Here is a 25,690-nt window from a genome sequence, read left to right as displayed (position 1 = left end):
GACTTATGATGCTTCGTTCGATCGACCCCGCCACGCAGGATATCGTCTGGGAAGGCCCGGCCCTCGACCCCGCCGGCTGCGAGGCAGCGATCACGCGCGCCCGCGCCGCCTTCCCCGGCTGGGCGGCGACCGCCCTCGACGCACGGATCGCGATCGTGCGCCGCTATGCCGACGCTTTGAAAGCGGATGCGGAAGACATGGCCCGCACCATCTCACGCGAGACGGGCAAGCTGCTGTGGGAAAGCCGGGGCGAAGTCGCCGCCATGATCGGCAAGGTGGAAATTTCCATCACTGCCCAGGCCGAGCGCGCCGGCACGAAGGACCAGGCCATGCCCTTCGGCCGCGCCGTGCTGCGCCACCGGCCGCATGGTGTGATGGTCGTGCTCGGTCCCTATAATTTTCCCGGCCACCTGCCCAACGGCCATATCGTGCCGGCGCTGCTAGCGGGCAATGTGATCATATTCAAACCGTCCGAGGAAGCGCCCGCGACGGCCGAGCGGATGCTGGCGGCGTGGCGGACAGCGGGGCTGCCCGAGGATGTGCTGCAGGTTGCGCAGGGCGGCCGGGAGATCGGCGCGGCACTGCTCGCAGCGGATATCGACGGGCTGCTCTTCACCGGATCCGCCGGGGCGGGCGCGCATTTTCGCCGCCTTTTCGTGGACCGGCCCGGTGTCATCCTGGCGCTGGAGTTGGGCGGCAACAATTCGCTGATCGCGTGGGACGGAGAGCCCGACGCCATCGCATCGCTGGTGGCGCACAGCGCCTTCATCACCACAGGCCAGCGCTGTTCCTGCGCGCGTCGGCTGATCGTGCCCCAGGGCGCGGCTGGAGACGCGACAGTGGAGGCGATCGTCGCGCTGGCCGCCCGGCTGCCGATCGCGGCGTGGGACGAAGATGGCGAAGCGTTCATGGGGCCACTGGTGTCGGCCCGTGCTGCCGATGGCGCGCGTGCTGCGCTCGACGGCCTGCTGGCCGCTGGGGCAAGGCCGCTGCTTGGCCCCAGCGCGCTTGAAGGCCGCAACAGCGCCTTCATGGCGCCGGTGGTGCTGGAGACGACTGGCATCAGCACGCCCGACAACGAAATTTTCGCGCCGGTGCTGCAGATCCGCCGCGTCGCCGATTTCGATGCCGCCATTGCCGAAGCCAACGCTACCGCCTTCGGCCTGTCCGCGGGGCTGATTTCGGCCGATCCGGCACTGTGGGACCGTTTCTCCGCGCATATCCGCGCGGGCGTGGTCAACTGGAACCGGCCGACCACCGGCGCAGCCTCCTCCATCCCCTTCGGCGGACTGGGCAGTTCCGGCAATCACCGGCCGAGCGCCTATTATGCCGCCGACTACAGCGCCTTCCCCGCCGCCAGTTTCGAAGCTTCGGCAGTCGAGGCGATGGCCGTGCCGGGACTGAGCTGATGGCGACGGACGCGGACCTGCTGCCCGAAGACCGGCCGGTACTGGAGGCAGCCTGCGCCGCGCCGATGCTCGACCAGATACTTGACTGGTCGGCGATCAACAGCGGATCGCGCAACATGGACGGGCTGTCGGCAATGGCCGGGCGGCTGGTCGACGCCTTTTCCGTGCTGCCGGGCGACCTTGACCGCCTGCCTGCTGCACCGGTGACGTCGGTTGCGGCGGACGGACGGGAAAGCCCGATGGCATTGGGCGACAATATCCTGCTGACGGTTCGCCCGGACGCTCCGCTGCAACTGCTTTTCACCGGCCATATGGACACGGTGTTCCCGACAGATAGCCGCTTCCAGACGTGCCAGTGGCTGAATGAAAGCACGCTCAACGGCCCCGGCGTCGCCGACATGAAGGGCGGGATCGCGGTGATGCTGGCCGCTCTCAAGGCGTTCGAAGCGTCGCCGCTGTGCGACCGCATCGGCTATCAGGTGGTGCTGAACAGCGACGAGGAGATCGGATCGCCCGGTTCCGCCGCGCTCCTCATGCAGGCCGCACAGGGCAAGCAGGCCGCCTTCACCTATGAACCCTCCGCCCTGCCCGACGGCACATTGGCGGGCGCGCGGCCGGGCAGCGGCAATTTCTCGATCGTCGTCACGGGCCGAAGCGCCCATGCCGGGCGCAATCCCGGCGACGGGCGCAACGCCCTGTTGGCGGCGGCGGATATAGCGCTCCGGCTGGAAGCGCTGATCCGTGACGGGCTGACCATCAATCCCGCGCGGATCGAGGGCGGCGGGCCGAACAACGTCGTGCCCGATCATGCAATCCTGCGCGTCAACATGCGCGCCCGGACACCAGCCGACCAGCAGATGGCGCAGGACGCACTGAAGGCGGTGCTGGACGAAGTGGCGGAGCGCCGCGAGGTGGCGATCCACATCCATGGCGGCTTCGGCCGACCGCCCAAGCCGATGGATGATCGCGCGCTCGCGCTGTTCACGCTGGTACGCGATTGCGGCCGGTGGCTGGGGCAGGACATCGGCTGGCGCGACACGGGTGGGGTGTGCGACGGCAATAATATCGCCGCCTGCGGCGTGCCCGTGGTGGACACGATGGGGGTCCGCGGCGGATCGATCCATTCGGATCAGGAATATCTGATCGTGCCGAGCCTGGGCGAACGGGCGAGCTTGACGGCGCTGCTGCTATACACGCTGGCACGGAACGGGATGCCCCGCCCCGCCTGACGTCCCGTCCTCCGTCGTTCGAGAAACGAACGGGAAGCAAGGGTTACAGCGCGGCGACCTCGCTCAGCAGCGTCGGCGTGTCGGTGACGCGGCAATAGCCCTTGGTCAGCTCCAGCGCCCAATGATGACGGTCTTGTGTATAGGTCGCGCAGGCATCCTCCGGCACGACGACCAGAAACCCCCGATCGCACGCATCGCGTACGGCGGAAATCACGCACTGGTCGGTCAGGAGACCGACGATCACCAGCCGGGTGATGCCGAGGTTGCGCAAAACATAATCAATGGCGGTGGAATTGAACACGCTCGACGTCGACTTGGCGAAGCGCATCTCGTCACCCTGCGGCGCGATCGCGTCCAGAACCTGCGCCTCCCGGGAGCCGCGCGCCACGTTGATGCCGCTCACCTTATAGTCAAGGCTACGGTCGCGGCCGTCGTCGGTCAGATTCTCGACCGTGGTGAAGATCACTTCGCTCCCCGCCGCCCGGAACGCATCCTGCAAGGCGCGGATATTGGGCAGCATGACCTGCTCGATCCGGTCCATATACCAGCGCTTGTCGTCCGGCAGTGTCTCGCGGGTGTAGGCGGCCAGATCGCCATGGCCATAGGCCGCAACCTCATATTGCACATCCACCACCAGCAATGCGGTGGTGGCAGCGTCGGAGAGCGGCGCGTTGCGAAGGGCGGTCATGGTCCTGTCCTTAGTAGATGGCGGCGTAACGGGCGCAGACGGCGTCGGCATCGAGCCCCTCACAGGCTTCGATCTCGTGCCGCTTGGCGAGCAGGAACGCCTCGACCAGCGGCGCGCCCAGGGCGGCGCACAGCACCTCGTCCGCTTCCAGCCGGTTCAGCGCCTTGCCCAGCGACTGGGGCAGGCGCTCGATGCCGCGCGCTGCAAGGTCCGCCTCGGGCCATTCGGATGGGTCGGTGTTGACCAGCGGCGGCGCGCCAAGGCCGGCGCGAATGCCGTCGAGCCCGGCGGCGATCAGCGCGCCCAGGATCAGATAGGGATTGGCGGTCGCGTCGGCCGCACGATATTCGACGTTGAACTGGTGATCGACCGGCGTCGATCCGCCCGTCACCACCGGGCAGATGCGCAAGGTCGCTTCCCGGTTGCGGTCGCCCATGCAGGTATAGGCCGAACTCCAGCGATGCGGCTGAAGCCGCTCATAGGACACAACCGAGGAGGCCGTCAGCGCGCAGAGCGCGGGCATGTGCCGCACGATGCCGGCACAGAAGGCCTGCCCCAGGACGGTGAGGCCGCCCAGCCCCTCGGGATCGTGCAGCAGCGGATTGCCGTCGCGGTCCCAGAGCGAGAGATGGACATGTACGCCGCTGCCGACGCCCCCCGCCACCCGCAGCGGACAGAAGGAGGCGCTGCCGCCGGCATGATGCACCGCCGCCCGCACGACCTCGCGCGAGACCACGGCACGATCGGCGGACGCGATGCCGAAGCTCGGCTCCATCGTCATTTCGAACTGGTCGGCGGCAAATTCGGCAAGCAGCATTTCGGGCGCACAGCCAGCCTGCTGCAACAGCGCCATAAGAGCCGCGCCGAAGGGCTCGTTGCGGATCGCACGCTGATAGGAAAAGCCCGGCGTCGCCGCGCCGCTGCCCGGCATGTCCAGCCAATATTCCTGCTCGAAGGAGGAGAAGATGCGCAAGCCTTCCGTCTCCAGCTCCGCGATCATGCGTCGCGCGAAGCCGCGCGCGCAGATACCGAGATCCGCGCCGTCCAGCCCCGCGATGTCGCACAGCACGAAGCGCAGATCCGGTCCGTCTGGCAGCGTAACATCGACCAGCGTGTCCGGGTCTGTACGCAAGCGGCAGTCGCCATGCGATCCCCAGGGATTTGGCGAAGCGATCGTGTCAAAGGGCGAGATGATCTGGTTGACCGGCACCCAGCCGACGCCGGATTTGAGCGGCGCCCCCTTCGCATCCCACACGCCGCGGCCGCGGGTCATCGCGCCGAGATCGGTGACGAGATAATGGGTTAGCTGATGGTCGTTGGACATGGTCAGGCGCGGCCCTTAAACTATATTCGCTTCATATTATCCATTTTTGGATATTATGGAATATAAATTTCACCCGTCTTCGCCGCGCGTGCCTTGCTCGCCAAAGCGACGGATCTGCTCGATTTCGACGATCCGCTCACGCCCTTTCTCGCTCGCCGCGCGCGTGATCGCGGCGATCATCAATTCCACCACCGCCATGCACGGCACCAGCGAATCATAGGGCGAAGGTGCGTCGAGATCGCAAGTCAGGACATGGCTGGCGATGCGGGCGATTGGCGACAGCAGCGGATCAGTGACGAGCACGATCGTCGCGCGGCGCAACTTGGCAAACTCCGCCAGTTCGATCACATCCTCCTGATAGCGGCGGATGTCGAACACCACGAGCACGTCGCGCCGGCCGATATCGACCAGATGATCACGCGGCGACACGACCCCGCTGCGCAGCACATAGGCGCGGGGGCGCAACTGGTGCAGATGGCCCCAGAGGATTTCGGCCAGATGATGGGTGAAGCGTCCGCCCAGGACATAGACGGCATGCGACCCGTCCGCGAGCAGATTGGCGACCTTGTCCAGCGTCGCGGCGTCGATGCGGGTGAGCGACCGGCGGATGGCCTCGCTGAAGATATCGGCGGCCTGGGCCGAGAGCGTGTCGCCCTCCCCGCTCTGCCGTCCATAGAGGTCGAGCGGCGATGCGAGGCGGCTTTCGATGTCGAGGCGCAGGCTGGCCTGCATGTCGGGATAGCTGTCGAAACCGATCTTGGTTGCGAAGCGGATGACCGTCGGCCCGCTGACCCGCGCCCGCTCGCCCAGCCTGACGACGGTGTCGAGACCCGCGAGCAGATTGGTCGAGAAGAGAACCTCGGCTATGCGCTGCTCACCGGGGGTAAACTGGTCGGAATGCTGCTTAATCCGATCCGCGAAGCTCAATTTCCCACCCTCCATCAGTCGTTTCCGACAGAGTGATGGATCATTTGCTTCAGGCTCGCCAGTATAGACTGCATGGTCTGAAATATTTCACGCGCCGGCGCAGAACATCTGGCGCGCCGCCGCCGATTGCCGGCGCCATGCGTGAAAGCCCTTCAGACCATCGGCAGGCGTCACATGCTGTTCGGTGCGATGCCAGGCGTCACGATCGCCGATCGTCTCGAACGCATCGACGAAACGGTCCGCCCAGCCTTCCGCCTTGCGGCGATCGGTCAGCAAATCCTGCCGGAACTCCAGCTGCAGATGGGCCAGGCCGCGCGTCATCGCATGTTCGGGCGTGGTGAAATCCATGCCCAGATCCAGCCCATAGGGTTGATTGTCGCCAACCACCACGTCGCCTCGCGCTTCCAGCGCCCGGATCAGCGGTGCGGACATGCGCGTGTCACGGGTCCAGCCCACGCCGATTTCCCATGGACGCGGCGTACCGTCCATCGCCGGCGCGCAGCTATGGATGGAGAGCAGCGCAGGCGTGACGCCCGCGGCCAGCGCCCGATCGAGATGATCGGCAATAACCTGGTGATAGGGCAGGAATATCCCGGCAATCCGTGCGTTGCGATCGATATTGGAGAGGCCGTCATTCGCTGGCACGACGCGCCCGTCGCTGATTGCGGGCATCGCGTCCGTCGCTTCGGGATAGCGGTTGCAGTCGATGACAAGGCGGGAATAGACGCCTTCCACCAATGGCGCCCCCAGCCGCGCGGCGATCCGGCGCGCAACGATGGCCGCGCCCGGATCCCAGCCGATATGATCCAGCCGGTCGGCCAGCGCCATGCCAAGATCACCCAACTGCGCCGGCACCAGATGCCCGGCATGATCGCATATGATCAGAAACGACAGGTCAGCGCCATCCGCGACCCGGAAGGGTGCGGGCTCATGCACGGAGAGCAGGGACGGAAGGCGAGCCGTGCCGTTCATGGCAGCATGCATCCTTTGTCCGATGCCGCGATATTGCCTCTGTACACACGTCCCTCATTGCCTCTGTACACACGTCCCTCACTTTGCCGGACCACCGCGCTTCCTCCTGGGAAGGCTGCGCCGTGTCGCCTGATGTAATCCTGTTCGCCCACCGGGTTAGGAGCCACGCACAGACCCTTTGGAGTGCGCGATTCTCATTCCCGTCCCCACCTCAATCCCAAAAATGTAATAGTTTTGTCAATATGGCCATTGACGGCAAATATTAAAGTGATGTTTCATTGACGCATAACGAATCAGCCAAGCTTGGGGAGGCTAAGGGCCAAAAGGCCGGAAAAAGGGGGAAGCATCGACATGATGGTTAATGAGATTCGTAAGGGATATATCCGCAGCGGCGTCGCGATGATCGCGATCATGACAGCGATGACCGGCATCGGCGCATCCGGCACGGCCTTTGCCCAAGCCCCCGATGCACAGGACGCATCGGTCGACACTGCCGGCGGCGAGATCGTCGTTACTGCGCGCAAGCGGCAGGAATCCATGCAGGACGTCCCCGTTTCCATCACCGCCTATGGCGCCGAGGATCTGGCGAAGGTGGGCGCGACCAATGTCGAGCAGACGATCGGCGTGACGCCGGGCCTGGCCGTCACCGTCAACGGCCTGTCCCCCGCCCGCGACTTCCGCCAACTGGTGATCCGCGGCATCGGCGCCAATTCGCAGCTGGAACCATCCACCGCGACCTTCATCGACGGCGTCTATTCGCCGGGATTGAGCTTCGATTCCGATCTGCTGGAAGTCGAGCGCGTCGAAATCCTGAAGGGTCCTCAGGGCACGCTGTTCGGTCGCAACACCGAAGGCGGCGCCGTCAACATCGTGCTGCGCCGCCCCGACGCGACGACGCGCGGCCGAGTGGATGTGGCCTATGAATCCTTCGACACGGCCAAGGCCAGCGCATCGCTGAGCGGCCCGATCGCCGGCGACACGCTGTTCGGCTCGATCGCGCTCAGCATGACGCAGTCAGACTATTTCGTGAAGCAGAACGGCAGCGCACAGGTGGGCGAGAACCCCTTCTGGCCGGGACGCGATCTCGAACAGGAATATAATGCGGGCAATACCAATATTAAGTCCGCAGACGGGCAACGGAGCCTTTCGGGTCGCGCTGCATTGCGCTTCGTTCCCACCGACACGCTGGAATTCAACCTTTCGGGTCATTATTCCAGCTTCAAGGGTGTCGATCAGGCACCCGGCCCACTGTCGACATGCCACTGCTACACGGTGGATGGCGACCAGGCGTTCCAGAACACGTCGAAAAACTATGGCATCGCCCTGAATGTCGAGAAGACGTTCGATGCCATGACGCTGAACCTGATCGGCGGCTACGAGTTCGCCGACAGTTCCGCGCCGTTCGATTTCGACGGCACCGCGACGCGGGTGAATAACTATCACGACTTCGATCGCACGCAGAAGAGCGCGTCGGTGGAACTGCGGCTCCAGTCCAATCCGGGCGGCCCGCTGCAGTGGCTGGCTGGCCTCTACGCCTTCCACGACTATCAGTATAACAGCCGCTGGTACAATTTCTCCAACATGGACGATCCGGCGGGCGCGGCGCCGCAAAGCTCCTATGACGGCCTGTGGAACCAGCAGCTCGCCGTGCTGAAGCGCGACGGCGTGGCCGGCTTCGGCCAGGTCAGCTATGAAATCACGCCGCAGCTGGAAGCCACGGTCGGCGCACGCTATTCCTATGAGAAGGTCAAGGTTTCGGCCCTCGAGCGTTTCGAATTCCCGGTCAACGGCGTCATCCGCGCCTATACGCCCAGCACCGCCTATGGCTGGGCCGATTTCGTGACGCCGGTCAAGAACAGCGAGGGCTTCAACAACTTCTCGCCCTCCGCCTCGCTGCGCTACAAGATCACGCCGCAGCTGACGACCTACGCCACCGTATCGCGCGGGTTCAAGGGCGGCAGCTTCCAGGTCGCGCCGGTGCAGCCGTCGGACGTGGTGCCGATCAATCCCGAAACCACCACCAACTATGAAATCGGCCTCAAGGGCTCGCTGTTCGACCGGTTGGTGAGCTTCAACCTCGCCGGCTATCATATCGACATCAAGGACCAGCAGCTCCAGTCCTCGGTCATTCGCGGCAATTTCGTCGCGACGACGATCAACAATGCGTCGAGCAGCAAGGTCGACGGCTTCGAGTTCGACATGACGGTGCGGCCGACCAGCCGCCTGACCCTGTCGGGCAATGTCGCCTATACCCGTGGCCGCTTCACCAACTATCTGGTGTCGCCGGGTGACCGCAATGGCGACGGCGTCGTCAACCAGGCGGATCAGGTCGATAAGTCGGGCGATCCCTTCCCCTATGTGCCCGAGTGGACCTATTATCTGTCGGCCGACTATCGCATTCCGGCGGGCAGCGGCGACGTCGTCCTGGGCGCGAATTTCCGCCACGTTGCCAGCACGACGGTGGGCTCCGGCGCGACGTCGAGCGATCCGGTCTACCCGCTGCCCGGCTGGGACCGTCTGGACCTTTCGATCGGCTGGGAAAACGCCAACTGGAAGATCCGTGCCTATATGCAGAACGCGACCGACGAATACATCATCCTGTCGCGCTGGAAATCCTTCCAGGTTCAGCCCAATGCAGCCTTCTGGCACGATCGCGTCGATGCGCCGCGCCGGACCGGCATTTCGGTCGGCTATCGTTTCTGACGGCTGACATAAGGGAGACATTCATGCGCGGCCTATCCTCCTTCCTCGCCATCGCGGCCTTTACCCTGGCCATGGCGACGCCGGCGGCCGCGCAGGATGTCTCCCACGCCCGGATCGACCGTTCGGCCGATGCGGTGGAGGCGCAGGTCATCGCCTGGCGCCGGCAGATCCACCAGTATCCCGAACTCGCCTTTCAGGAGGTGAAGACGGCGGCGCTGATCGCCGGGGCATTGCGGAAGATGGGCTATCAGGTCCGCACCGGCGTCGCCGGCACGGGCATCGTCGCGACGCTGACGGGTGGTCGCCCCGGCGGCGGCGTCGCGCTGCGCGCGGACATGGACGGCTTGCCGGTGAAAGAGGAGACCGGCCTGCCCTTCGCCTCTACCGACACCGGCGTGTGGGAGGGCAAGACCGTCCCTGTCATGCATGCCTGTGGCCATGACACCCATGTCGCGGTGTTGCTGGGCGCCGCAAAGATCCTGTCGGACATGAAGGCCGACCTGCCCGGTTCCGTGACGCTGCTGTTCCAGCCCGGCGAGGAAACCGGCTGGGGCAAGGAGCGTGACGGCGCGGCGCGCATGATCGCGGAAGGCGCGCTGAAGGCTGCGCCGGTCGATGCCGTCTTCGGCCTGCACGCGGGCAGCGATCTTTATGTGGGCGAGGCGGCAACCCGGCCCGGCCCCTATCAGGCAAGCTACGACACGGTGAACATCGTCGTGCAGGGCCGCCAGACCCATGGATCTGCGCCATGGACGGGCGTTGACCCCGTGGTCGGCGCAGCGCAGGTCGTAACCGCGCTGCAGACCGTGGTCAGCCGCCAGATCAACGCGACCCAATATCCGCTCGTCTTCACCATCGGCAGCATCCATGGCGGTGATCGCGCGGGGATCATCCCCGATTCCGTGGCGATGGAAGGCGCAATCAGCACCTATGACGAGGGCTTGCGCGATCAGGCCTTCGCAAAGATCAAGGCAACGGCAGAGGCCGCCGCCGCGACCGTGGGCGCCACCGCCAGGGTCGAGCTGGTCAAGGGCTATCCGGTCAACGTCAACGACGCCGCACTCTACGAATGGGGCAAAACCTCTCTCGCTGCGGCGTTCGGCAACGGATTGAAGCTGGCCGACCGGCGCACCGGATCGGAGGATTTTTCCTGGTTCGGCCGGGAGGTTCCTGGCCTCTTCCTCCACTTCGGCATCACGAAGCCGGGCACCGACATTGCCACGGTCGCGCGCAACCATTCGCCCAAATTCCTGGTGGATGAGGACGGCCTGAAATATGGCGTCAAGGCGCTGACTTATCTGGCCGTCGATTATCTGTCACAGCACAGCAAGCCGGCTGCGCAATGAGCGCCGAGCCCCCCGCCGACACACTGCATCGCAGCCGCACCGGCTGGTTGATGCTGGCGGGCCTTGGCGTTTCCTACGTCATCGGCGGCGACTTTTCGGCCTGGAATTTCGGCCTCGCCAAGGGCGGCTGGGGCGGGATGATGATCGCGGTCGGCCTGTCGGCGCTGATCTGGATTGCGCTCATGATGACGCTCGCCGAACTGTCAAGCATCCTGCCGACGGCGGGCGGTGGCTACAGCTTCGCCGACCGGGCGTTCGGGCCACTCGCCGGCCGGCTCACCGGCTTTGCCATCATGGTCGAATATGGCGGCGCGGCCGCCGTGGTCGCGATCTTCATCGAAGCCTATTTCAAGAGCCTGACCGGGATCGGCGGGCTGCCTGTCATCCTGGCGGCGTTCATCATCCCCGTCGCAATCCATTTGCGCGGGGCGAAGGAGGCCATCGGCACCGTCTTCGCGCTGACGCTGGTGGCAATCGCCGGCATCGTCCTGTTCGGCGCGGCGATGGCCCCGGCCTTCTCTCCCGCCAAACTCTTCGACATGGCCCCGGTGGGCAGCGGATCGGCGTTTCTGCCCCATGGCTGGACTGGCATATGGGCCGCCATGCCGTTCGCTACCGCCTTTTTTCTGGCGGTGGAAGGCATAGCGATGGCGGCCGAGGAGGTGGTGGAGCCGCAGCGCGTCCTGCCCCGCGCGATGATCGCTGCGGTGCTGGTGCTGCTGGCCATGGCCGTGATCCTGCTGCTGGCGGGGCCCGGCGGGGCGGGTACTGCGAGCCTTGCCGACCGCAACGATCCCCTGCCCGCCGCGCTCAATGCCGCGGGATCGGGGCGTGCGGTCGTCATGATCGTCAATATCGCCGCGCTGGTCGGGCTGGGCGCCTGCATGTTTTCAGCGATATACGCCTTTTCGCGGCAGGCCTTCGCCCTTGCGCGGGAGGGGCACCTGCCTGCCGTCCTCGGCCGCACCAACCGGCACGATGTGCCGGCCAACGCCATATTGATACCGGGCACCCTGGCACTGGTGGTCGCATTGTCCGGCGAGGCAGAAGGCGTGTTCGTGGCCATGGTGTTTGCCGCGATGGTTTCCTATCTGTTCATGACCGCCGCCCATATCCGCCTGCGGCGGACGGAACCTGGCCTTGCGCGCCTGTATCGGACACCTGCAGGGGGTCTTGTCGCTGGCTTCGCTTTTGTCGCGTCGGCGCTCCTCTTCATCGCCTGTGTCAACGCCAGTCCGCTCTGGTCGCTGATAACGGGCGTCCTGCTGATAGCCATGGTAGGAAGCGTCACGGGAAAACGCATAGAGGTTACCCGCTGAAATTCTTCTACCTAACGGACATGATGTACTGCCTCGCTTGGTTGCAGTTCCAAGATCGGCCAAAGAGCTTTTTGTCAGCTATTTACTTACGAATAGCCATCGTTGGATGGTGCTTCAAATCGGACGCGGAGGCGGCTGGTTTTACATTTTCTGCTGGTTTCGAGCTTTGAAATCGCCGCTTCTCCCAGTCCTGAGTCCCGCGCTAGATAGTGCGCATCGAGGATCGTCGCGACGTCCCTGAGGCTGTGTCCGGTGATAGTCGCGATCTGCGGGACAGTGCATCCCGCGATCGCCAGACGGGTCACGACGGTACCACGCAGATCGTGGAAGGTCAGGCCGGCGACCCCCGCTTTTATGCACCCCTTGCGCCAGGACGTCCTGAAACCGTCACTTGTCCACTCGCTGCCCCGCAGCGTTATGAGGATCGTTCGCGGGAGTTCCTTCCCCTCGGCCTCGTAGCCGGCCTTGAGCGTGTCGAGCGATTCCTTGAGTGGCGCCCCCACGGGAATGACGACACGATTCACTTGCAGTTTGGCGGCCTTGCTCCTCGTCTTGTTTTGCGCCAGCCGGATATGAGTTCCGTCATAGGCCTTCCAGGGGAGCTTGATGAGATCACCCTGCCGCTGACCAGTCCACAGCGCCAGTTTGAGCGCGAGATGGAGATGCTCTGGCGCATTGGCATAGAAGGCAGCTTCCTCTCCTTCCCGCCAGATATATTCGGCGCGACTGCCCCGATAAAGCCGGCCAGGTCGTTTGCAGGGATTGGCTGTCACAAGGCCCCGGTCAAGGGCCCATGCCAGGATACGAGCGAGAATCGCGAAACGGTAGTCCGCCGTCCGCTCGGAAGTTTTCCCAACCCTGTCTCGCCAGGCGAGGAACTCACCTCGGGTACGGCGATCGCCAAGGGCTGAGACCGGAAAATCGCCGAATTCGGTCTCGATGTGCCGCAGATGCTTTGCATAGTCCTTCCGGGTTCGGTCGGCGAGAGATGTATAGGCTGAGGATTGCTCGAAAGCCCGAAACACTGCGTTGAACGTATCGATCGGCTTGTTGGATCGCGTCGCATGGGCCGCGACATAAGCCTGGTGAAATTCCGGCGTGCCGAATTTGGCCTCGATGCGGGGCCCCCGCGCCACGCGTAATAGCAGGTCGCGTACAGGCCCGTCGCCAGTTTCTTACGAAACCTGTGGACACCTTTAAGATTGACGCGCATCGCGCCGCGCCTTCCATTCGTCGAACGGGGTCGACGAAACCGCGGATGGTTCCGTTTCCAGATGCACGAGGATGATCCGCCCATCGGGGTGGATCTCGGTACGCACGATCGTCAGTCCGCCCTCGCAGGCCATGCGGATGGCCTGGGCGAGACTGGGGCGTCGTGGTGAGGATTTACGCGGTCCGGCCACAGCACGCTACCCAAGGCCGCAGGGCGCAGACCCAACTCGTGGTCCCCTGCCCGCCGCACTCCCCCCTCCCTCCCCAGGCGAGTCGGCTGGAGAGCGCTGACTTTACGCCTGGCTGCGTCCGCAGGCGCCGTATCCCGGCGAGGGTCGCCGCTGGTGCATGGGCCACAGCCTCCAGGCGGCGACGGATCGTGGCTGCAACAGCCAGAAGGACCAGAGGCGGTCCCGAGTACCAAAACATGGCAAAACGCATTGCGCGCTCCTCACTGGAGCACCCACGCGATGTCATGAAGCAAAGCCAATAATATCATAGTCTGGAGCAACTTGAAGACCGTCCTCTATCGGTTTTCTCATTTCAGTTGCACGGAGCCGTGAGGAGGTTCAGCGCACAAACACATCGTTCCCAAACCTTGCGCTCAGGTGCACGGCCACAGAGGCGGTATAGTTACGCTGACGCCACGCCGTCGGGCTGTGGTAGACGCCGACTGCCTTCCAATAGTCTCCCGTGGTCCGCAGGGCGGACAGAAATACCCACCGCGCGGCCTCGGCATTGAAACAGGGATCAAAACGGAGCCAATGGTGCACATGGGTTTTCGGTCGGTCGATATGCGCTGCGATGCGCGCTACCCACCAACTGTTGATCTGCAACGGCCCCAGATCATGGGTGCCGTTGGTGTTGGCAACCTCGGCACCGATCCAGCCTGCCTCCTGATCGCGCAAACCCCACAGCGTCTTTTCGAGCCAGGGCCTGCCGAGCGAGGCGCGTCGGATGCACGCTCCTATCAGACGTTCGTCGTCCGGATTGCGCGTCCTGGCCTGCGCCGGGGATGGTGCGATCAACGCTGCCCACAGCAGCGCGCAGATGAGATAGGGAACGCAGCGCGTCATTGACCCGTCATCCCCACCGACACCGATCGAGCATGAAGTCTCGTGCCGCTGAGGTCCGGGAACGGCCCATCCGTCAGCAAGGCCAGCAACGCGCGCCCGGCAAGGATTTCGATAGTGCTGCCGTGAGCGACGACGGCCCGACTTTGCGGCCCAGTCCGCCCAGTATGGATGAAAAGGCCGCGCTTCCCTCTCGCGCGACAGAGCGCCTCGAAAGCCGAGACATGTTCCGGCCGGATCGTATCGGCATAGCGCTTGGCCTGGATCAACCAGATGGCGCCATCGATGACGACCTGTCCGTCGATCCCGCCATCGCCCGTGTAACGGCGGTTGCGAATGACCTTGTAACCACGGGGCTCGAAACTTTCGAGCAACAGCTCCTCGAATGCGAGCAGGTCCATGGCGCGCAAGCGGGCATAGAGAAGCTGTGGCGGCTGCAACCGGTCCCGCCCGCGAAGTTGAGCCGCCATGGTCCTGGCCTGCCGCCGCCGCCAGCCATGCTTTACCGGCACCCGCAATCGATGGGCGAAGAAGGCCAGGATGATGAGCATGACCGCGGATAGGGCAAACAGCATGAGAGGCAACCTTATCGCTCGGGACCACGAGAGGGCTCGGGGTGATGGACAGGAGATGGCGCCGGCCGCGCCGGCTGATTGTCCGATGCGTCGCGATTAGTACGAGCGCGGTCGAGAATGCCCTCGAGAATGCGATCGAGGACCTGCGCGACGCTGCGCGCGCCCTCGGCGAGATGTTCGGCGGCGCCGCGCGGCGGACGCTGCCGGCGATCGAGTTGCCGTTCGAGCATTTGATCACGGCGCTCCGCGCGCAATTGCTCCTGTTCGGCCCTGAGGTTGGCCAGATGCTCACCGCGGCGGCTCGAGAGAGCATCGACGCGGTCTGCCTTCAGCCGGCCCAGTCCTTCAGACGAGGATGTTTTCTCGCCGGACTGCCGCTCGAGCTTTGCGATCAACGCCTTGACATCGTTGGTCCAAAACCTGGCGCCGAAGGCCGCACGGGTGATGGCGGTGTAGAAATTCTGGGCATTGACGAGCGGCGATTCGACCGGCGCCAGCACGAAGACGCGCGGATAGGTTTTGGACTGGGCGGAATAGACGGTCTCGGTATAGCCATGATCCCAGGTCCTGTGCTCGGAGAGATCGACCTTCTGTACGCGCCCGTCCCGATCCCAGCGGATCGTTGCCAGCGCCCCTTCCAGTTGAGCCACGGTCCCACGCTCGGCATTGCGCAGATCGAGGTCACGGTTGACGAGACGCCACTGGATACGATCTCCCTCGGCAAGGTCGCGATCCTCAGGATTGAATATGTTGATATGCCGGGCCCTGGTGGTCTGCGGATCCCAGCGGATCGTGCGTCCCTGCTCATCGATCAGGCGCACGACCTGCCGGCCATTGGGCTCACGCCCCAATCCGGCGACGCGATAGCCGACATTGCGGGCGACGCCGAGACCCACGATATCGCGGTCGAAGCGCACGACCTGACCAGAGCTATAGAAACGCGCCATATGCTTCTCGACGTCCGTCAGGCCGGCCGGGGCCAGGATAGACAGGCGGCTGTCTTCGGCGGCGAGACCATTCTCGTCTTTCAGCGCATCGCGAATCTTGCTGTTGACGATCAGGCGCGTCGCATTGTCGAGAACGAGGATGTTGGTACCGTCCCGCGAATCAGGTTTGAGCCGCACCCAGGCATGGACGACCTGCTCGGCCATCTTCTCATTGTCGGTCACGGTGCTGACGCTATCGAGTTTGGAAAGCGCTTGCGCGAAGTTACCGGCTCGCGCCTCCGTCACCGCAGCCTTGATCGATCTGGTTTCCTGACGCACGGCCTCGGTGAGTTCGACCGTCGGCAGGCCCAGTTTGCGCATCAACCAGAACGGCTTACCCTGCTCGATGGCACCGGTCTGTTTCTCATCGCCCAGGAAGAGCAACCGTGCCCCGGTCGTCCTGCTGATCTCAAGCAGCCGCTGGGCCTGACGGTTACCCAGTTGCCCTGCCTCGTCGAGGACCAGCACATGGCGGTCGGTGATCCCCTGCCCGCCTCGCGCGACAAAACCGGCAACGGTGAAGGACGCTATGTCGGCCTTCTTGCCCAGTTCGGCTGCCGCTGAAGATGTAGGCGCCAGGGCGATCAAGGTCGTGCCGGGCTCAGCCGCTTCGACCAGCACGCGGACCAGGGTCGATTTGCCGGAGCCCGCCACACCGTGGATGGCGGTGACGCGATCGCGGGTCAACGCCGTCTCGACAAGGGCATTCTGTTGCTGCTTGTTGAGGCCGGTTCGTTCGAGGATAGCGAGCAGTCGATCGCTTGAGGCGATCGGGCGGGTATCGCCCAGCCCCAGCGCGATATGCTGGGTGAGCGCCAATTCCAGCCGCCAGGTTTTGCGGCTGGTGCGCCCGCGGGTCAGAACCTTGTCCCCGGTCTGCTCATGAGTGGGGAGCAGCTTGCGGACGAGTTCGTGGCTTTCGATGCGGGGACGGATATCCTTGAGCCGGACTTCGCCGACATGAGCGGCGAGCCCTGTGCGCAGGATATCGCCGAGATTGTTGACTGCTTCCGTGGTCTCCAACTGCCGCAGGCCGAACAGCGCCGCGCGCGATGCCTCCCGTTCGGTGGGTGGCAGGTGCATGTCCTTTCGCTCCTGCGTCGCTGTGGCGATCAGGTGAAGCGGCTCGAGGCGGGGTCCTGTGCGCCGGTGCCACCGCGCGACAAGTTCCTCCTTGCCGATCTTCACCTTGGCCTTGCGCGTGGCATAGAAGGAGGCCCGCTGCGCCTTCTGCCCGACCAGCTCATGCTGGCGGGCATGTTCCTCGATCGCCTCGGCGCGCTGCGAGAATTGCGCGATGAGATCCCCGGGCACACCGCGAATTTCAAAGAGCCCTGACCGTGGATCTGTGTCGATCTCATAGCCTGCCTCGCGCAAAGTAAAGGCCAGCGCATTGCGATATATCTGGCCGGCCACGCGCTGCTCGCCATACATGACCCGGCTTTCCAGGCTCGCCATGGGATCGCCGGCTTGGCGGTTGGTCATGTTGAGGACGACCAGATGAGTATGGAGATGGGGATCGAGTTCCCGGCTGCCATGTTCGGTGAAGCGCGCGACGAGGATGCGACCGGTGGTTTCGTGCACGATCTTGCCTTCGTCACGGCGGCGCAGTTGCGCCTGCTCCTCCAGATAGGAGATGGCGGCGGTCACCGCGCCCTCATGGGCCGCAAGCACGCGCTCGTCGCCCGCCACCAGCGCCATGATCGACACCGACTTGGGCGCATTGACCGCAAAGTCCCAGCCGGGATGATGTTGTAGCTGCCCGTCGCCTCGGTAACGGCCAAGCTGCTGGCCGCCGACCTTGCCCGCGAGAAGCGGCCGGAAGACTTTCGGGTCGACCGCGCCTGACAGCCCAAGATCGTCCGCGAGCTTGCCGGCCCATTCCGAGGGCTCGTTCCCACCCTTGGTGTAATAATCGCCCACCGTATAATAGCGGGCAATGTTGGCAGGCTGACCATGGAGGCGCTGAGGCTGGATCATGCCGGCCTCGCCGGTTCGCGCGGGCCGTCTTCACGGCCGTGCTGAACAAGGTCCGAGCGAATCTCCCCCTGCTTGCCGGCAAGGATGGTCCACAGGGTTCGCGCGGGAGCCGGGAGCTCGGCATGCTCTTCATTCAGCAAGATGTCCTCGACCCGCTGCGGATCGATATCGGGTGCCGGAGGGCTGAACAGATCCGGCTGTGGAGGTGGGGCCGCCGGTGCATCAGGAGATGGCCGGGGTTTCCTGGATGGCGTGTCCACCGCGTTGGGAGTTGGCTGAGTCTGCGCGGCCTCGCGCTCCATGGCTTCACGGACACGCGATTCGGCGTGGGCAATGCGAACGAGAGCTTGTGCCTTGTCGATCTGGACGGGCGGATCAGTGCGCTCGGAAAAGGCTTCTCCCAGCGAGGGAATGTCGTTGAACCGGCTTTCAAACCGCACCACGGGAAGATTGCGGCCGAAGCGCAGGAAGCCGATCAGATTGGGCAGATTGGTGACCTCGGTCGGCATGACCAGAGGCCGGGTCACCTGCATGCGCGACAGATTGACGCCGTCGCGCATGTCGTTGACGCCATAGGACATGCCCTCATTGGCCTCGACTTGCTCGACCTGACCAAGGTTGATCGAGACATGCTCTGCGGTATCCGTGTCATTCGCCCGCAGCGCCACCCAGGTCGAGCAATAGCCGGTGATCGCCGCAGCATCTTCCTTGCCGTAGGTGGCCTTGAGCTGGGGATAGGACTGGAAACCCAATATACCGCATCCGCCATATTTGCGGGCCCGCGCAAGGAAGTCCGAGAGCGACGGCAGCTTCTGCAGCGTCGGCAACTCGTCGATCACGCAATAAAGCCGCCGGTCGCGATCGGGCGTCAGGCTCATGATCGCGCTGATCGCGATGTCGAGCCAGACGGTGATCAAAGGGCGGAGCGAGGGTAGCTGATCGGCTTTCACGGTGATAAAAAGCCAACTGCCCTCTTCACCCTTCTCCACCCAGTCCCGGATCGAGAAGCCGTCCTCGGTATCATGGAGATAGCCGAAGCTGCGCATCACCGAGGCGAGTTCGGCCTGAATGCCGGCGGACGTGCGTTCACCCTCGGTGCTGATGAAGGCGGCGGCATCGGTGCCGGTCACGAAGGCAGCCAGATCCTTGAGCTTCGAGCGCAACAGCCGGTCCAGCAGGACCGAGACATAGGTGTGCTTCTGGCGCGCGAGTTTGCGCATGACCGCGACCAGGGTGCCCCGCGCCGCCTTGGCCCAGAAAGGATCGCCATGCTTGTCTGGGATCGTCGACTCGGCAATTTGATCATAATGGTAGTCGCAGGGTACATCGACCCAGGGCGACCAGCGCGCCGTGCGTTGATCGAGCGGGTTGAGCAGCATGTCGGTGCCCTGCCGATAGAATTTCTCGACGAAGGTACCGGCGGTGTCATAGACGATCGCGCGACGACCTGATTTACGGATACCCTCGAGCATGCCAACGATGAGGTTGGTCTTGCCGGTACCCGGAGCGCCGCACAGCAGGATATGCTCGGGCTCGAAGGCTTCGGGAACGGGAACGGGCCCGATGACGAGGGGCCCCTTTTTCTGGCCCCACAGCGCACGTCGGACCTGGCGGATCGTGCCGAAGCGCGCGCCTCGCAAATATTCGTTGGAGCCCAGCCCCCTGCCCGTCCGCGTGAAATAGAACCAAGCCCAGCCGAGCATGACAGCAGTGAACAGCCCCGCAATCAGCGCCCCGTGTAGCAGATAGCCCTCGAAAGACCGCAGGGTCTTGTTCGCCAGCGCCGAGGCGACCAGCCAGTCCGCCGAAGTCCAGTAATCCTGCCCTTCCGGGGTGCGAAACTGTACTGGGTCATTGGTTCCGCCGGCCGCATCGACCTTGATGGTCGCTTCGGCCAGCTTGAGCAGAACGAAACGCTCATATTCGCTCGATTTCTCGAACGCATACCAGACTGTGCCGATGATCCAGATGATGAAGCCGGCTAATATGGTCTGGTAGAAGACCTGCGTGGTCATGCGGACGTTGTGGACGATCGCCTGGCCGCCGCGCGTCCAGGAACCCAGCATATCGTTGCGGAAGATGCTCATAGGGCATCCTCCCCGCCAAGCAGACCGCGTTCGGCGAGAATGGCGCGGGCTTGGGCCATTCCCTGCTCGAGCGCCTTGGGAGACTGCTGGCCGACGGACGTCGCGACGATCGAGAGGATCTGGATCGAGGTGGCGAGGATCTCATCCTGCGAGGAGAAGACGTAGCGCTTGCGTTCATCGACCGCCTGCTCAAGCAGCTGGCGGATGAAGCCCGACAAAGAGAGGTTCGCACCGCGCGCACGCCGCGTCAACGCTGCGTACAGCGTACCATCGAGGCGAAAATTGACCTTGGGCAAGCGAAGGGTCTCCCTGTCCGGGGACCTTCGCAGATGTCATGAAGCGAAGTGATGGTACCGAAGCCGCATTCGTCGCGCAAGTCGCGGCGATCTAAAAATCCATAATCGAAGGGTTATAGGAACAGTTTCCGGCTGTTAGCGACCGCGGGGTGTTTCACGCATGGAGTATGGATATGCTTCCTCGCGGCTAATCGCCTTGATGGCGTGCGGAGATTGAGCATTACCATATCGAGTGGTTGGTCAGGAGGAAGGCATCAGTGGAAGAACCGGACGACCTCTCCCGCTGGTCCCGCCTTACCCACAAGCATCGCGCCTGCCTCGACCTTGTAGTTGAACGCAAGAGCTCGAAGGAAATCGCACGATCCTTCAGATTTTCAAACCCACAGTTGATCAGCGCATCACCGCCGCGCGAAAAATTCTCGGTGCAGCCGACCGCGATGAGGCGGCCGTCGTCTACGCCCGGCTGAAGAGCGTATATGATCGCGTCACATATGATCTGGTGCAGCTTCCCCCCGTGCCTGTTCTGGTGCCATCCCACTTTTCGGACGGCGACCCGTTATCGGTTCTTTTGCTGAGCGACAGCATTGCGCCCAGCATCGGGACCGGGGGGCGCAGGGAAGGATCTTCTGGCGCCGTTCCAGGAAGGGTGGAGACACGATTACAGCATCCCGGCACGCATAATGATCATGGTTGCTATGCTCACCGCCCTGGTCATCGTCGTGTTTCTGGGCCTCGGCATTGCCGAGACGCTTACGCGCCTCGTTTCCAACTGATCCTGACAATCTGGCCCAACATTGCTCCGGAGCGCTCCGCGCTTCCGGCGAAGGAGAAACTATGTCCAATTCCGAATCGCTCGCGGTAGCGCGTCTGCAACGTGATGTGCCCTGTGCATCGCAATTGAATTGGCAAAATGCCAGGGCTGCGGGCGAATGGCCGGCCTGATCGACGGCTGCCGCGCCACCTTTGTTGGCAATTACGTGCGCAGCGGCGGCAAAAGCCTGATTTTCGGACATAGATTCCGAGATGGGGTTTCAAACAACGGCTGCGTGAGGTGCGAAGCGGTAGCCATCGATCTACCGGGAGGTGCGGCACTGTTCGCGTTGCTTACGAGTGCCGATGGTGACGCTGACTATGCGCGTCAGCTTCCTGGAAGGGCGCTCGGAAGCAGGCTGTCGCAAGAGCCAGCCAATGACAAAGCCTATCGGTGGCGCGATGTCACAGAACTCTGGCCAACACACCCTGATACAATTGGTTTTGAGAGGACCAATCCACTGCCGAGGCTCATTCGGTTCCGTGACCCGAATGATCCAAGGAGTGGTGAGGAAGTAGCGCCCGGCAAACTGGCCGCAGTTTTCGGACCCGGAGTTCGGCTCAAACGTATCACGATCGAGAAAACGTCGGAGACCGTGACGGGCGGGATTGAAAAGCGGCTGAGGTGGCTCGACCATCTAATTGTCTGGTTGCGACACATCATTGGGACATGGTAAGTAGCGCTATCGCGGATCACGCGTGGCGCTTTGCCGCTTTTGCTGATGAGGTTTCGTGATGGTGCAGATACATCCCCAAGCCCGAACCATGCCTGTTGTGCGGGCGGAAATCGCTCGTTCTAGCGAGCCCGCCAGTGTTCTCGCAAAGCGCTATGGCATCAGCGACGAAACCGTCCGCAAGTGGCGCAGACGCGGCGAGCAGGCGGTCCAGGATTGCTCAAGCCGGCCTAAGCGCCTGGCTTGGTGCATGACCGAGGAAGAACGCGCCATCATCTGCGCTGTGCGCAAGTCGACTGGCTCGCCCTGGATGATCTCACCTTCGTGCTCCGGCACTTCCTGCCACACCTCAATCGCGACAGCATCTATCGGGTGCTTAAGGCCGAGGGTCTCAACCGCCGCCCACCCAAACCCTCGACGCAACCGCGCAATGGGCAAGGCCGCTTCAAGGACGAGGATCTGGGCTTCGTCCACATCGACGTAAAACATCTGCCCAAGCTGCGCACTGCGGACGGTGAGATCCGCAAGCGCTTCCTCTATGTGGCCATCGATCGTTGCTCACGGTTCGTCCATCTCAACGTCTACGACGCCGAGAATGCCGCCAACGCTATCACCTTTCTCAATACCGCCAGGAAGGCATTCCCTTTCCGTGTCACCCATGTCCTGACCGACCGGGGATCCTGCTTCACCGCCGACGATTTTGAACGCACTTGCGCCGAGATCAAGGTCAGTCAACGCAAGACAAAACCCTATACACCCCAGACCAATGGCATGGTCGAGCGCTTCAACGGCCGCATCGCCAGCGAGGTGATGGGCATCAACGTCGCCGGCCACGCGGATCTCGAAATCCTGCTGGCCGGCTTCAACCGCGCCTACAATCGACGACGACAGCGCGTGTTCCAAGGCAACTCACCACGCCAGAAGGTGGAGAAACGGATCGCGCAGGCACCCGCGCTCGCCAACCCTCTTTACAAGCCCACGGCGCCAGACGATCTTATGGCCAAAGTCGACGACGTCCTATATTATGCCAATGATGTGTCGCAACCAGACAGTCAGATGAGATGACTACCGCACGATTAAAGCGAACCATTTACGAGCACATTACCAAGTGAAATCGGCGCTCTGCGCAGTCGATGATAGGATAACAGTCCCAGCTATCAAGCCGTTCGACAATCACATGGTCCACGCGCATCTGCGCGAGAAACTGCCCGACGGCAAGAAGCCGGAACCACTCAAGAACCCGGTCTGATCGCTACCACGACGGTTGCAATCGACCTGCCTGGGTCTTTTGCGTTCGGCGCCCAAAGATTTATTTTTCCGGGCAAGGGGATCCTCGTGATGCCGATTTGACCATCAGGCGTCGTTCCAGAGATAGTCAAAAGGCGCCTCTCGAAAAGCGAAGCGGTCGAGATGTGAGGTCACGACATGCTTCATGGCTTCCAGTCCTTCCGCTTCGTCCGCACGCAAGTGAACATTTAAAGCGTCGTCGTCGGCATGCATGGTCAGAAGCGCCTGCGGCAGCTTCACGATAGCGTGGGTTTCATGCTCTTCCACGTTGAGCTTGTGCCCCCAATGCTTGCAAAGCTGGCTTTGATAACGTCTGGAATTCGTCGTCGCGATGGTAACATGGCTCTCGGCCATCTTCGATCTCCTGATTGAGCAAGCACGCTGACCGGCGCAGGCGCTCGTCGCTACTTTACGATACGCATTCAAAAGACCCCACCGCGGATTTCGCAGGCTGGACCTCACGACAGCAATTCTGGATTTCGCGATAGCCCCGCGCATTGCGGCGCGATCGACCTTCACCCTATTGCAAATTACTCGCAATAGGGGATTCAGATGAGTGGTGTGAGACTATCCGCGCGTAAAGAAATGTCCGACCTTCGGGGAGCAGCCCAGCTGAAGCGGCCGTCCATTGCCGGCTCCCTGCTGGCATATGCGCTTGTGTCGGCGGCACCGGCGGTTGCGCAGGATGGCAGCGAGGCGGACATCGTCGTGAACGCCTATCGTCCGGCCGAGACGATCGACGCTTCGACCAAGACCACCACCCCGCCGCGCGAGACGCCGCAATCGGTGTCTGTCATCACCCGCGACGAACTGGACGCGCGCGGTGTACAGACGCTCAACGAAGCCACCCGCTATGTCGCGGGCGTCCTGCCCGAAAGCCAGGGCATGGATAACCGCATCGACGACATGTACATCCGTGGTTTCGATGCGGGCGGATTTGCCAGCAACATCATGCTCGACGGGCTGCGAATGCCGTCCGACAGTTCATCGAGCTGGAACCATGCCGCCTATAACAATTGGAGCATGGAAAGGGTCGAGGTGCTGAAGGGCCCATCGAGCGTCCTCTACGGCCAGCTCGCGCCCGGCGGCATGGTCAACCAGATCAGCAAGACCCCGCGAGCCGGGCAGCCGCAGATGCTGCAATTGCTGACGGACGAATATGGCAAATATCAGGCCGCCTTCGACCTCGGGCATGCCAATGAGAGCGGCAGCGTTGCGGCGCGTTTCGTCGGCCTGTTCAAGGATGGCGGCACGCAACTGGAGCATGTCGATCACCAGCAGTGGTTTTTGGCGCCGAGCGTCACCTTCCGGATGAGCGAGAGGACGAAGCTGACGCTACAGGCCTTCTACCAAGAAGACAGCGGCGGCAGCACCTTCCAGTTCCTGCCCTACCAGGGATCAGTGATCCCAGGAGCGGACGGCTATATCGACAACCGGACGTTCCTCGGCGAACCGAACTGGAACGTCTATGATCGCATGGTCTGGTCGGCAGGCTGGCAGTTCGAGCACAAGTTCAGCGACACGTTCAAGCTCAGCCAGAATGCGCGCTTCACCCATGTCGACTCGCTCTATCGTGCCACGGTGGTCTATGGCGTGCGCGGGCAGACCGTCACCAATCCGAACACGCTGACGAACGGACGCATTCTCCCGCGCCGTGCGGTTCAGGGCGAAGGCGATTCCAACGGCTATACCATCGACACGCGGCTCGAAGGACGGTTCGTCACCGGCGACATCGAGCATGTCATGCTGGCGGGCTTCGACTGGCAGCGGACCAAATGGAATTTCCTGCGAAAGCAGGCGGCGGTGTCGCAAACCGCGATCCAGATCGACATCTACGATCCGGTCTATACCCATTATGATTTCGCGCCCACATTGGTCAATCAGGTCGGCACGCGCGAGACCGATAGCCAGAGCGGTGCCTATCTCCAGGACCAGATCGCGGCAGGCAATTGGCGGCTGACCATGAGCGGTCGCTACGACTGGGCGAAGATCGACTCGCTCAACACGCTGAACAATGTGGCCACCCGATCGCGGAACGAAGCCTTCTCGGGCCGGGTCGGGCTGCTCTATGCCTTCCCCAACGGGCTGTCGCCCTATGCCAGCTTTTCGCAGTCGTTCCAGCCCGCGATCGGCACGGCGCGCGACGGCAGCGCCTTCAAGGCGATCTCCGCCGATCAATGGGAGATCGGCATCAAATATGAGCCGCGAACGATCGACGGCATGATCACCTTGTCGGCTTTCGATCTGCGTCAGAAGAATGTCCTGACCACCGACCCGCAGAATACGAGCACCGAATCCTACCAGGTGCAGACGGGCGAGGTCCGCATCCGGGGCATCGAACTTGAGGGCCGGGTGACACCGCTTGCGGGCTTCAGCGTCATCGGGGCGGCGACGTTGTTCGATTCCAAGGTCACGCGGGATACGACGAACCAGGGCAACCGGATGATACGGGTACCCGACTGGATGGGCTCACTCTGGCTCGACTATAGTTTCCAGCATGGCGCGCTGACCGGCCTGAGCCTCGCAGCGGGCGCCCGCTATGTCGATGACACCTATGGCGACCTTGCCAACACCCTGCATATCGATGCCTACCATCTCTTCGACGCATCTATCCGCTACGATCTGGGGCAGGTCGGCGGCGCAAAGGCCCTGCTCTCGATCAACGGAAGTAATCTTGCGAACAAGCGCTATGTCGCCACCTGCTCAGCCCTGACGGCCTGCTATTATGGCTCGGGCCGCACGCTGACCGGCTCGATCAGGCTGAGCTGGTAACCTCCAGGCCGGGCGCGGCGT

Annotated in this window: 19 protein-coding genes and 1 pseudogene; 8 read left to right on the top strand and 12 right to left on the bottom strand. The window is 63.2% G+C overall.

Annotated elements, in window-relative coordinates; all coding sequences use genetic code 11:
- The first annotated feature begins 5 nt into the window (after positions 1 to 5).
- Together astD and BMX92_RS11090 are read left to right on the top strand one after the other, a co-directional pair.
- Positions 6 to 1,409 (top strand): succinylglutamate-semialdehyde dehydrogenase, encoded by a 1,404-nt coding sequence (astD, locus tag BMX92_RS11095; protein ID WP_093016351.1) that lies wholly within the window; start codon positions 6 to 8, stop codon positions 1,407 to 1,409.
- Positions 1,409 to 2,638: a hydrolase gene (locus BMX92_RS11090; RefSeq protein ID WP_093016349.1), complete on the top strand. Its 1,230-nt coding sequence runs from the start codon at positions 1,409 to 1,411 to the stop codon at positions 2,636 to 2,638. The genes astD and BMX92_RS11090 overlap by 1 nt, the downstream gene beginning before the upstream one ends.
- Positions 2,639 to 2,681: 43 nt before the next feature.
- Here the strand turns inward: BMX92_RS11090 and BMX92_RS11085 are convergent, their stop codons facing one another.
- From BMX92_RS11085 to BMX92_RS11070, 4 genes are all read right to left on the bottom strand, one after another.
- Positions 2,682 to 3,326, bottom strand: a complete 645-nt coding sequence (locus BMX92_RS11085; RefSeq protein WP_093016347.1) for an isochorismatase family cysteine hydrolase — start codon at positions 3,324 to 3,326, stop codon at positions 2,682 to 2,684.
- A 10-nt stretch (positions 3,327 to 3,336) separates the two neighbouring features.
- Positions 3,337 to 4,650 (bottom strand): hypothetical protein, encoded by a 1,314-nt coding sequence (locus BMX92_RS11080; RefSeq protein WP_093016345.1) that lies wholly within the window; start codon positions 4,648 to 4,650, stop codon positions 3,337 to 3,339.
- Between the two features lie 69 nt (positions 4,651 to 4,719).
- Positions 4,720 to 5,577 carry a MurR/RpiR family transcriptional regulator gene (locus BMX92_RS11075; RefSeq protein WP_177185007.1) on the bottom strand — a complete coding sequence of 286 codons (858 nt, stop codon included), beginning with the start codon at positions 5,575 to 5,577 and terminating at the stop codon, positions 4,720 to 4,722.
- A gap of 87 nt (positions 5,578 to 5,664) precedes the next feature.
- Positions 5,665 to 6,549: an N-formylglutamate amidohydrolase gene (locus BMX92_RS11070; protein ID WP_177185006.1), complete on the bottom strand. Its 885-nt coding sequence runs from the start codon at positions 6,547 to 6,549 to the stop codon at positions 5,665 to 5,667.
- A 351-nt stretch (positions 6,550 to 6,900) separates the two neighbouring features.
- On the opposite strand from BMX92_RS11070, the gene BMX92_RS11065 reads away from it, so the two are divergent.
- Genes BMX92_RS11065 through BMX92_RS11055 form a run of 3 tightly spaced genes read left to right on the top strand, consistent with a single transcriptional unit; the run spans position 6,901 to position 11,917 of the window.
- The gene (locus BMX92_RS11065) at positions 6,901 to 9,252 is read left to right on the top strand and encodes a TonB-dependent receptor (RefSeq protein ID WP_093016339.1); all 2,352 of its coding nucleotides are present in this window, start codon (positions 6,901 to 6,903) and stop codon (positions 9,250 to 9,252) included.
- A gap of 23 nt (positions 9,253 to 9,275) precedes the next feature.
- Positions 9,276 to 10,598, top strand: a complete 1,323-nt coding sequence (locus tag BMX92_RS11060; RefSeq protein WP_093016337.1) for an amidohydrolase — start codon at positions 9,276 to 9,278, stop codon at positions 10,596 to 10,598.
- Positions 10,595 to 11,917: an amino acid permease gene (locus tag BMX92_RS11055; RefSeq protein ID WP_093016335.1), complete on the top strand. Its 1,323-nt coding sequence runs from the start codon at positions 10,595 to 10,597 to the stop codon at positions 11,915 to 11,917. Before BMX92_RS11060 ends, BMX92_RS11055 begins: the two co-directional genes overlap by 4 nt.
- Before the next feature lie 86 nt (positions 11,918 to 12,003).
- On the opposite strand, the gene BMX92_RS11050 is transcribed toward BMX92_RS11055, so the two are convergent.
- The 7 genes from BMX92_RS11050 to BMX92_RS11025 form a co-directional block, all read right to left on the bottom strand.
- Positions 12,004 to 13,053, bottom strand: coding sequence for a tyrosine-type recombinase/integrase (locus BMX92_RS11050; protein ID WP_256213381.1), 1,050 nt, complete (start codon positions 13,051 to 13,053; stop codon positions 12,004 to 12,006).
- 60 nt (positions 13,054 to 13,113) lie between these two features.
- Entirely contained in the window at positions 13,114 to 13,263 is a 150-nt protein-coding gene (locus BMX92_RS27340; RefSeq protein WP_177185005.1) for a hypothetical protein, read from the bottom strand.
- A 435-nt stretch (positions 13,264 to 13,698) separates the two neighbouring features.
- The gene (locus BMX92_RS11045; RefSeq protein ID WP_256213380.1) at positions 13,699 to 14,205 is read right to left on the bottom strand and encodes a lytic transglycosylase domain-containing protein; all 507 of its coding nucleotides are present in this window, start codon (positions 14,203 to 14,205) and stop codon (positions 13,699 to 13,701) included.
- A complete protein-coding gene (locus tag BMX92_RS11040) occupies positions 14,202 to 14,777 on the bottom strand; it encodes a restriction endonuclease (RefSeq protein ID WP_093016333.1) in 576 nt (191 codons plus the stop codon). Before BMX92_RS11040 ends, BMX92_RS11045 begins: the two co-directional genes overlap by 4 nt.
- An 11-nt stretch (positions 14,778 to 14,788) precedes the next feature.
- Positions 14,789 to 17,743, bottom strand: coding sequence for a MobF family relaxase (mobF, locus tag BMX92_RS11035; protein ID WP_093016331.1), 2,955 nt, complete (start codon positions 17,741 to 17,743; stop codon positions 14,789 to 14,791).
- A complete protein-coding gene (locus tag BMX92_RS11030) occupies positions 17,740 to 19,830 on the bottom strand; it encodes a type IV secretion system DNA-binding domain-containing protein (protein WP_093016329.1) in 2,091 nt (696 codons plus the stop codon). Before BMX92_RS11030 ends, mobF begins: the two co-directional genes overlap by 4 nt.
- Positions 19,827 to 20,126, bottom strand: a complete 300-nt coding sequence (locus BMX92_RS11025) for a ribbon-helix-helix protein, CopG family (RefSeq protein ID WP_093016327.1) — start codon at positions 20,124 to 20,126, stop codon at positions 19,827 to 19,829. Before BMX92_RS11025 ends, BMX92_RS11030 begins: the two co-directional genes overlap by 4 nt.
- A 929-nt stretch (positions 20,127 to 21,055) precedes the next feature.
- Between BMX92_RS11025 and BMX92_RS11015 the strand changes: the two genes are divergently transcribed.
- Both BMX92_RS11015 and BMX92_RS11010 read left to right on the top strand, forming a co-directional pair.
- Complete coding sequence (locus BMX92_RS11015; RefSeq protein WP_093016324.1) at positions 21,056 to 21,613, top strand: hypothetical protein; 558 nt, start codon at positions 21,056 to 21,058, stop codon at positions 21,611 to 21,613.
- A gap of 58 nt (positions 21,614 to 21,671) precedes the next feature.
- Positions 21,672 to 22,675: pseudogene (locus BMX92_RS11010) on the top strand (DDE-type integrase/transposase/recombinase).
- Between the two features lie 288 nt (positions 22,676 to 22,963).
- On the opposite strand, the gene BMX92_RS11005 reads toward BMX92_RS11010, so the two are convergent.
- Positions 22,964 to 23,251, bottom strand: a complete 288-nt coding sequence (locus BMX92_RS11005; RefSeq protein WP_093016322.1) for a DUF2218 domain-containing protein — start codon at positions 23,249 to 23,251, stop codon at positions 22,964 to 22,966.
- 231 nt (positions 23,252 to 23,482) lie between these two features.
- On the opposite strand from BMX92_RS11005, the gene BMX92_RS11000 reads away from it, so the two are divergent.
- Positions 23,483 to 25,669 carry a TonB-dependent siderophore receptor gene (locus tag BMX92_RS11000; protein WP_218145763.1) on the top strand — a complete coding sequence of 729 codons (2,187 nt, stop codon included), beginning with the start codon at positions 23,483 to 23,485 and terminating at the stop codon, positions 25,667 to 25,669.
- Positions 25,670 to 25,690: the final 21 nt, after the last annotated feature.

This window comes from Sphingobium sp. YR768, from assembly GCF_900111125.1.
Taxonomy (GTDB): domain Bacteria; phylum Pseudomonadota; class Alphaproteobacteria; order Sphingomonadales; family Sphingomonadaceae; genus Sphingobium.
Note: the sequence above shows the minus strand (reverse complement) of the source record. Positions and strands in the feature narration are given on the sequence as shown.